Below are 8687 nucleotides of genomic sequence, written 5' to 3'. Positions count from 1 at the left end.
CGCGCTGGTGCGCGCGATCATGGACGCCGCGGATCCGGGGGCCGTGGTGGGCGAGGTGCTCGCCGGGTTCCGGTGACGGCCCCCCGTCCCGGGTCAGGCCGCGGCCGGAACGGCCTGGACTCCGTCGCCCGCCGAGCGGAGCCTGCGGGCCTTCGCCCACACGGCCACCGCCAGCAGGGCCAGCGCGACGGCCGCCCACGTCACCATCACCACGATGCCGTGGCCGACGCCGATCGTGCCGCCGGCGATGAGGGAGCGGAACGACTCGACCGCGTAGGTCATCGGCAGCCAGGGGTGCAGGGCCTGGAAAAACGCCGGCGCGGTCTGGACCGGGTAGGTGCCGCCCGCGGCCGAGAGCTGGAGCACGATCAGGATCAGGGCGAAGAAGCGCCCTGGCGGTCCGAGGAGGGCGATGAGCGCCTGGTTGATCGCCATGAACGTCAGCGACGTCAGCAGGGCGAAGCCCGCCAGTCCCCAGCCATCAGCCGGGGTCATGTCCAGGCCCACCGTGAACACGGAGACCATCAGCAGCGACTGCACCGCGCCCATCAGCGCCGGCAGCGCCATACTGCGCAGCATCACCCGCCACAACGGGCGGCCGTCCTCGATCATAGACGTGCGCACGGCCGGGCGCATCAGGAAGTACCCCAGGGCGCCCACCCAGAGGGCCAGGGACATGAAGTACGGGGCCAACCCGTAGCCGTAGGAGGGGACCTCGTGCGTGCGCTGGACGTCCGCACTGACCGGCAGGGCGGCCACGGAGCCGAGGCGGGAGGCGTCCGCGTCCGTGTAGCTGGGCACGGTCGCCGTGCCGTCCTGAAGGGACGTGAACAGCCGGCCCGAACCGTCGGACAACTCGCCCAGGCCGGAGGCGAGCCGGCGGGACCCGTCGTCCGCGCCGGCCAGACCGGAGGACAATTCCGTACTGCCCGACTCGAGGTCCGCCGCTCCCGAGGCCAGTGCCGGCAGGCTCGCGGCCAGTCGGCCGACGCCCTCGTCCAGCGAGGAGGTGCCGGCGGCCAGGGCGTCCGCGCCGGAGGCCGCACCGGCGATCCCGTCGGCCAGTGCGCCGGAGCCCGTCGCGAGGGCCCGTGCGCCCTCCGCCACCCGGTCGGCTCCGTCGGCGAGGGTGTCCACCCCGTCGGCCAGGTCGGAGACCGTGGCGCCGGCCGCGGCGGCGCCGCCTGCCACCCGGTCGGCGCTGGAGCCCAGGCCGGACAGCCCGGTGCCGGAGGACGCCTCCCCGACCAGGGCCCCTAGGCGCTCGTGCACCGTGGAGGCCCCGTCGGCCGACTGCCCGGCCCCGGCCGTGACCTGCCCGGCGCCCGCGGTCAGCTCGGCGAGAGCGGCCTTGCGCTGGTCGTCTGTCAGGGCGTCGTAACCGGCCAGCAGGTCCTCCAGCCCGCCCTGCACCCCGGCCGCACCATCCTGCACCTGTGCGGTGCCCGTGGCGAGGGCGGCCGCGCCGTCCTGCAGTTCCCCCGCCCCGGCGACGGCCCGGTCGAGGCCGGCGGCGAACTGCCCCGTGCCGTCGGCCAGCGCGTCCGCGGCGGCGGACAGGGCGGTGGTGCCCTCGTCGAGTCTCCCGACGCCGTCCGCCACCTGGGCGGCCCCGTCCGCCAGCGCGGTGGTCTGGTCCGGCAGGGACGCGGTCTGGGAGAGCATCTGGCCCAGTCCCGATCTGAGCTGCTGCGCGCCCTCGTTCACGGAGGCGGTGCCCTGGGCCAGGTCCTGGCTTCCACTGCTCGCGGCGGCGGCGCCGTCGGCCAGCCGACCGGCTCCGTCGTTGAGGGTGACGGAACCGTCCGCGAGCTGGTCGATGCCGACCACCAGGTCGTCCGCGCCGTGGCGTGCGTCCCGGGCGCCGTCGGCCACCTGGCCGGCTCCGTCCGTGGCCTCCTGCATGCCGTCATGGACGTCGGTGACGCCCAGCAGCACGTTCTGCACGTACTCCTCGCCGATGCCCTCGGCCACCGTGGCGGCCGCCGTCTCGCCGATGGTCCTCGCGATGGTGCCCATGATGATGTTCGCACCGTCATTGGTCTGCACGCGCAGGGTGGACTGCTGGGCGTCGGCCGCCTCGCCCGTGGACAACCCGGCGGCGTGGGCGGAGAACGTCTCCGGGACGGTCAGCACGGCGAGCACGTCGCCGGACTCCAGCGCCTCCTGGGCCTCATCGGCTCCCATGGTCCGCCAGTTGAGGTTGTCCGAGTCCCCGTCCGGGTGCACGAGTTCCTCGGTCAGGTCCTCACCGAGGTGGACCGGCTCACCCTGGGACGTGGCGGGCTCATCCTGGTTCACGACGGCGGCCGGGACCTGGTCGAGGTGACCGGTCGGGTCCTTGACGGATCCGGTGAGCAGCCCCGAGTAGATGGAGGGGATGATGGCCAGGGCCATCAGGATCACGCAGAACCAGGCCATGGCGCCGTACTTCCTGAGCGCCGACCGCGTGGGCCCCTGGCCGGCGGCCGGGACGGCTGCTGATGCTGCTCTTTCTGCGGCCGCGACGGTGGGGTGGGCGGTGGCGTGGCCATCGCCCGCAGCATGTCCTGCCGCGTGGTGATCTGCCTGGTGACCCGCGTGACGGCCGGCGTGACGGCTGGCGGAGCGGCTTGGGACGGCGTCCCATGACGTGCCGGCGTTCCGGAGCCGGTAGTCGGGCCGGGGGGTCGGGTGCTGCGCCATCAGTCGAGGTCTTCCGGGTCGTGGTCGGCCGGCGTCGGGGACGCCGGGGCGCGGGCGGGGGAGGGGGCGGGCGTGACCGGGGGAGCCGGTGCGGCCGCGCGGACCGCGGCGATTTCCTGCTCCGTGGCGCCCGAGCTGGACAGCAGCAGGGCGGACAGCCGGTCGACCATGTCCTCGACCTCCTGGAGGGGGTCGGTGGAGGTGACCAGCCAGTGCTGCACCAGCCACACGCTTCCCGCGGCCAGGAATTGGGCCCGCTGCTGGGCGGTGTCGGGGCCCTTCCGACGGTGGATGATGGGCCCCAGCGGGGAGGAGGTGAGCAGCCGGTGGGCCAGGTAGCGGATGAAGTCGGCGGCGACCTCGGCCGGGTTGATGGCCAGGGCCGAGAGGTAGAAACTGCGGTGCTCCGCCAGGTCCGTCAGCAGGGTCAGGAAGGTGCCGCGGGCGAACACCGTCCACGTCTCGCCGAGGGCCGCCTGCGGGACGCGGTCGAAGGTCGCCTGCATGCGCCGCAGCGCTGCCTCCCACACCAGGGCGGGCACGTCCCGGAAGTACTTGTAGAACGTGGGGCGGCTGACCCCGGCGCGTTGTACCACGTCGGTGACGTTGAGGCCGGCGGGGTCGGTGCCTTCGTCCAACATGGCGGTCACCGCTTCCACCAGTGGTTGCAGGGACCGTCCCTCCTGGACTCGACTGTTCATTGCTGCCCCCCGTTCCGTTCCGTGGCCGCCGTCCGCCGGCCCAGTTCGGTACTTTACACCTGTCAAGTAGTGCTCTGAATGTCCAGGCGCTGGCAGCCGGTGGGGCGCCGGAGCGAGGGCGGTGGGACCAGCTGAGATTTACGAGTGTTCACTCACGGACCGTCACTGCGGTGACCGGGCAGCCCCAGCGGGGGACGGGGGATGACATCCACCGCGCCAGCTTTGGCGATGGCAGGGGAATGACGTACGACGACGCGGAAGGCCACCATGATGAGATCCATCGCCGAGCAGGACATCGCGGAACTCGGAGGGCGGCTGAGCGTGCTGGCCCGGCAGAAGAGGGACCACGTCCAGCTAAACGTCCTGCTGGAGGAACTCAAGGGAACCTCGGGCGCGGAGCAGGGGCGGGTGCCGCTGAAGCGCTACCAGCTGGTGTTCCCGCATGCCTTCGCCGAGGAGTCGGTACTGTGGCCGCTGAGGCGTCGGGTCCTGCCGGACGGCCACGAGCGGACGCTCCAGGTCGAGCGTGAGCACCAGGAGGTCAACGAGATCGTCGTCGCCCTGGAGGGCCTGCCGCTCGGCGATCCCACCCGTGACCCCCTGCTCGCCGCGCTGGCGGAGGTGTTGCGCGAGGACGTGCGCAACGAGGAGGACGAACTGCTTCCCTGGTTGCAGGCCGGGCTGAACCGGAACCAGCAGAGGAGCGCCGGCCTGGTGTGGGAGCTCGTCCGGCGCACTGCGCCCACCCGCGCGCACCTCGTGGTGGCCCGGCGGCCGCCCGGCAACGTGATCGCCGCCCTGCCGCTGTCCGTGCTCGACCGGATCCGGGACTTCGTGGACGCGGCGGTGCTCCGGGACCCGTCGCGGGTCGGTTCAGGGTTGCAGCGCCTCAGCACGGCCCTGGCCGGGCTCAGTCACCGGGTTGAACGGCTGCCCGTCATGCGCCGCGGCGAGGACCCGTCCACGGCGCCCGCCGCCGCCTGACGGCGGGCCGGGGCACCGCCGTCGGGGATCTTCCGCCGGCGGGGGGTCCTTCACGGACGGCCCCGAGTGGCGACGGACCGGGCCGGCGGGTTACCGGTTGACGTCCACGACGGTGCGCCCGCGCGTGCGCCCGGCCAGGATCTGCTGGGCGTAGGGGATCGTGTCCGCCAGCCCGATGGTCGTGGTCATCCGGTCGAGCTGGTCCAGGTCGAGCTCGTCGGCCAGTGCGGCCCAGGCCCGCTGGCGCAGGGCCTGCGGTGCGTAGACCGAGTTGGCGCCGGTGAGGGTGACGCCGCGCAGGATGAACGGCGCCACGGTCGTGGGCAGGTCCATGCCCTGGGCCAGGCCGCAGGCGGACACGATCCCGCCGTAGTTGGTCTGGGCCAGGACGTTGGCCAGGGTGGTGCTGCCGGCGACGTCCACGGCGCCGGCCCAGCGCTGTTCCTGCAGGGGCTTGCCGAGCTCCTCGGAGAGCTCGTGACGGTCGAGGAGGTCGGCGGCACCGAGGTCCCGCAGGTAGTCACCCTCCTCCTCGGCCCGTCCGGTGGAGGCCACCACCCGGTAACCGCGGGCGGCCAGCAGGGACACCGCCACCGATCCCACGCCACCGGCCGCGCCGGTGACCAGGATGTCCCCGGACCCCGGGGTGAGTCCGGCATCGGCCAGCTGCAGCACGGAGATCATGGCCGTGAAGCCGGCGGTGCCGATGGCCGCGGCGCGCACCGGGCTGATCTCCCGGGGCAGCTCCACGAGGGCCTCGCCGCGGACCCGGGCCCGGGTCGCGAAGCCGCCGTTGCGCGATTCGCCGATGCCGTCCCCGTTGAGCACCACCGTGTCCCCGGGGTCCCAGGCCGGATCGTCGGAGCGGGTGACCGTGCCGACGATGTCGATGCCCGGGATGATCGGCCAGTTCTGCAGCACGCCCCGGCCGGCACCGGTGATGGCCAGGCCGTCCTTGTAGTTGTAGCTGGAGTAGAGCACGTCAAGCTCCACGGGACCGCTGAGGATGCCCTCCTCGGCCGTCTCCTCCAGGCGCGCTTCCGCTCCCCGGGACTCCACGATCACTGCCCGCATGCCTCACCCTTTCTGTCCTCGCCCCACGGTGAGGACCGCTCCCACGTCACGTTACGGGCCGATGTGGCCGTCCGTCAGCCCCGCCCGCGCTCCGGCCCTTGTGCCGCAGCCGAGCCGCTGCCTACTGTGGCCGCACTCCACGGGCCCTCCGGACCCGTGTGCTGGACCCCGCGCGCTCCTGCTGACGTGGAGACGACGGACCGGCAGTGGAAACGACGCAGAAGGGGAACACCATGGACGAGTCGAAGCCGGTGGTCGTCGGGGTCGACGGGTCGGACCAGTCGATCGAGGCGCTGCGCGAGGGCAAGATCATGGCGGATCTGATGAACGCCCCGCTGATGGCGGTGGCGGCCTGGCAATGGCCCGCGGCGAGTGGGGAGATCCCGGAACTGGTCGGCTACGACCCCGAGCAGGAGGCCCGGCAACGGCTCGACGCGACGCTCGGCGAGGCCTTCGGCGACGATCAGCCGGCATCGCTGCAGACCGTGGTGCAGAAGGGCCAGCCCGCCCAGGTGCTCACCGAACTGAGCAGGGGCGCGCGCATGCTGGTGGTCGGCAGCCGCGGGCGGGGCGGGTTCCGGGGCCTGCTGCTCGGCTCGGTCAGTTCCGCGGTCGGCGCGCACGCCGCCTGCCCCGTGCTGATCATGCACGGCAAGACCGAGTAGGGCTCTCACTCCCGACGCCGCGTGCGTCAGCCGTGCCCCACGTGCCCGCCGGTCTCGGCCGTCTGCTCGGCCTCGGCGATGACCGGGATCGTGCGGAGGACGGAGTCCGGGTTCAGGGACATCGAGTCGATGCCGGCCTCCACCAGGAACTCCGCGAAGTCCGCGTGGTTGCTCGGCCCCTGCCCGCACAGGCCCACCGTGATGCCCGCGGCCTGCGCCCGCCGGATGACGTCCGCGATCATCGACTCCACCGCCGGATCGCGCTCGTCGAACTGCCGGGCCAGGATCTCCGAGTCACGGTCCACCCCGAGCACCAGTTGCGTCAGGTCGTTGGAGCCGATCGAGAAGCCGTCGAAGCGGCGGGCGAACTCCTCGGCGAGCACCACGTTGGAGGGCACCTCGCACATCATGTAGACCAGCAACCCGTCCTGGCCGCGGACCAGCCCGTTGGCGGCCATCGCCGCCAGCACCCGGTCCGCCTCGGGCACCGTCCGGCAGAAGGGGACCATGACGGCGAGGTTCGTGAAGCCCAGTCGTTCCCGCACCCGCCGCAGGGCGCGGCACTCGAGCTCGAAGCCCTCCCGGTACCGGTCGTCGTCGTACCTAGAGGCGCCGCGGAAGCCGAGCATGGGGTTCTCCTCCGCCGGCTCGAAGGCCCGCCCGCCCAGCAGGTGCGCGTACTCGTTGGTCTTGAAGTCACTCAGCCGCACGATCACCGGGCGGGGATGGTAGGGCGCGCACAGCTTCCCCAGCCCGGTGGCCAGCCGGTCGACGAAGTACTCGCGCGGGTCGTCATACCCCCTCGTCAGCTCCCGGATCCGATCGGCGTCCTCGGCGGAGTCCACGCGCTCGGGGTGGACCAGGGCCATGGGGTGGATGCGGATCGCCTCGGTGATGATGAACTCCATCCGGGCCAGCCCCACCCCGTCCACGGGCAGCCGCCACCACCGGAAGGCGGCGGCCGGGCTGGCCACATTGACCATCACCTTGGTGCGGGTGCGCGGCAACCGCTCCAGGTCGACCTCCTCCGTGCGCCACCGCAGCCGCCCCGCGTAGACGTGCCCCACCTCGCCCTCGGCGCAGGACAGGGTCACCACTCCGCCGTCGGGCAGGTCCCGGGTGGCGGAGCCGGTCCCGACGACGGCCGGCACCCCCAGCTCCCGGCTCACGATGGCCGCGTGGCTGGTGGGCCCACCGTGATCGGTGATGATCCCGGCGGCCCGTTTCATCACCGGCCCCCAGTCCGGGTCGGTCATCTCGGCCACCAGGATCGCCCCGTCGCGGAAGCTGCCGATGTCCGCCGCGCTGCGGATCACGCACACCTCACCGGCGACGATCGCGTCCCCGATGGCCGCCCCCGTGGCCAGGGCGCGGCCGGACTCCTCGAGGTGGTGCACCGTGAACCGGGTGGCGCTGCGCCGGGCCTGGACGGTCTCCGGGCGTGCCTGGACGATGAACAGCTCCCCGGTGGGGCCGTCCTTGGCCCACTCCAGGTCCATGGGGGTGCCGTAGTGGCGTTCCACCGCCGCCGCCCAGCGGGCCAGCCGCAGCACCTCAGCATCCGTGAGCACGAGCGCCCGGCGTTCCTGCGGTGAGGTCTCCACCAGGGCGGTCGGCGAGCCGGCGTTCGGCCCGTAGACCAGCTTGACCTCCTTGGCCCCCACGGTGCGCTCGAGCACCGGGACGAGCCGGTCGTCGTCGAGGAAGGGCTTGAACACCACGTACTTGTCCGGGTCCACCGTGCCCTGGACCACCGTCTCGCCCAGTCCCCAGGTGGCGCTGACGACCACGGCGTCCGGGAAGCCGGACTCCGTGTCCAGGGTGAACATCACCCCCGAGGACCCGGAGGCGGAGTCCACCATCAGCTGCACGCCCACGGACAGCGCCACCTGCAGGTCGTCGAAGCCCTTCAGGGCCCGGTAGCTGATGGCACGGTCCGTGAACAGGGAGGCGAAGCACCGGCGGCAGGCGTCCACGAGCCCGTCCACCCCACACACGTTGAGGAAGGTCTCCTGCTGGCCGGCGAAGCTGGCCTCGGGCAGGTCCTCCGCGGTGGCGCTGCTGCGCACGGCCACCGCCGGGTCCGTGGTGCCGGTGCGCCGCGCCAGTTCGGCGTAGGCCGCGGCCACCGCGTCCACGAGCGGCGGAGGGAAGGGGGCGTCCAGGAACAGGCGGCGGATGCGCTCGCCGGTCTCGCGGAGCGGCAACCCGCCACCGCGGCCGTGCTCCAGCAGCTCCCGGATGCGGGGCTCGAGGCCGTTGGCCTGCACGACCTCCCGGTACGCCTCGGCGGTGAGCGCGAACCCCCCGGGGACCTGGACCCCCTCGGCGGTCAGGGTCCGGATCATCTCACCGAGGGAGGCGTTCTTGCCGCCCACCCGGGGAAGGTCCTCGAGGCCGGTGTCCTCCAGCCATAGGATGTGCTGCCGCTCCATGTGCGCCTCCGCGGTACGGTCCCTGGTGGCAGACAGGGTAGGCCAGGGGTTCGCCGCGTGCACAGGTCCGGCCGGCCTGCACCACGCCCCTGCACCACGCCCCTGCACCACGCCCCTGCACCACGCCCCTGCACCACGCCCCT

General features: G+C 72.9%; 6 protein-coding genes. 2 read left to right on the top strand and 4 right to left on the bottom strand.

Going from position 1 to position 8687, the window contains the following annotated elements; all coding sequences use genetic code 11:
- Positions 1-93: 93 nt before the first annotated feature.
- Both Q0283_RS16625 and Q0283_RS16620 read right to left on the bottom strand, forming a co-directional pair.
- On the bottom strand, positions 94-2685 hold the full coding sequence (locus Q0283_RS16625; protein WP_298045696.1) for a YhgE/Pip domain-containing protein: 2592 nt from the start codon (positions 2683-2685) through the stop codon (positions 94-96).
- Complete coding sequence (locus tag Q0283_RS16620; protein WP_324590223.1) at positions 2685-3335, bottom strand: TetR/AcrR family transcriptional regulator; 651 nt, start codon at positions 3333-3335, stop codon at positions 2685-2687. Before Q0283_RS16620 ends, Q0283_RS16625 begins: the two co-directional genes overlap by 1 nt.
- Before the next feature lie 318 nt (positions 3336-3653).
- On the opposite strand from Q0283_RS16620, the gene Q0283_RS16615 reads away from it, so the two are divergent.
- Positions 3654-4370 (top strand): hemerythrin domain-containing protein, encoded by a 717-nt coding sequence (locus Q0283_RS16615; protein ID WP_298045695.1) that lies wholly within the window; start codon positions 3654-3656, stop codon positions 4368-4370.
- Between the two features lie 90 nt (positions 4371-4460).
- Here the strand turns inward: Q0283_RS16615 and Q0283_RS16610 are convergent, their stop codons facing one another.
- Positions 4461-5444, bottom strand: coding sequence for an MDR family oxidoreductase (locus Q0283_RS16610; protein WP_298045694.1), 984 nt, complete (start codon positions 5442-5444; stop codon positions 4461-4463).
- 233 nt (positions 5445-5677) lie between these two features.
- On the opposite strand from Q0283_RS16610, the gene Q0283_RS16605 reads away from it, so the two are divergent.
- Positions 5678-6109 (top strand): universal stress protein, encoded by a 432-nt coding sequence (locus Q0283_RS16605; protein ID WP_298045693.1) that lies wholly within the window; start codon positions 5678-5680, stop codon positions 6107-6109.
- Positions 6110-6135: 26 nt separating this feature from the next.
- On the opposite strand, the gene ppsA is transcribed toward Q0283_RS16605, so the two are convergent.
- Positions 6136-8544, bottom strand: coding sequence for a phosphoenolpyruvate synthase (ppsA, locus tag Q0283_RS16600; protein WP_298045692.1), 2409 nt, complete (start codon positions 8542-8544; stop codon positions 6136-6138).
- Between the last annotated feature and the right edge of the window lie 143 nt (positions 8545-8687).

The organism is uncultured Citricoccus sp. (assembly GCF_937871995.1).
In the GTDB taxonomy this organism is placed as follows: Bacteria; Actinomycetota; Actinomycetes; order Actinomycetales; family Micrococcaceae; genus Citricoccus.
The sequence above is the reverse complement of the archived record's forward strand: the minus strand, read 5'-3'. Positions and strand labels throughout refer to the sequence as shown.

Coding starts and splice junctions, on each gene's coding strand:
- Q0283_RS16615 (WP_298045695.1), top strand. CDS start 3,654: ATGATGAGATCCATCGCCGAGCAGGACATCGCGGAACTCGGAGGGCGG.
- ppsA (WP_298045692.1), bottom strand. CDS start 8,544: ATGGAGCGGCAGCACATCCTATGGCTGGAGGACACCGGCCTCGAGGAC.
- Q0283_RS16605 (WP_298045693.1), top strand. CDS start 5,678: ATGGACGAGTCGAAGCCGGTGGTCGTCGGGGTCGACGGGTCGGACCAG.
- Q0283_RS16610 (WP_298045694.1), bottom strand. CDS start 5,444: ATGCGGGCAGTGATCGTGGAGTCCCGGGGAGCGGAAGCGCGCCTGGAG.
- Q0283_RS16625 (WP_298045696.1), bottom strand. CDS start 2,685: ATGGCGCAGCACCCGACCCCCCGGCCCGACTACCGGCTCCGGAACGCC.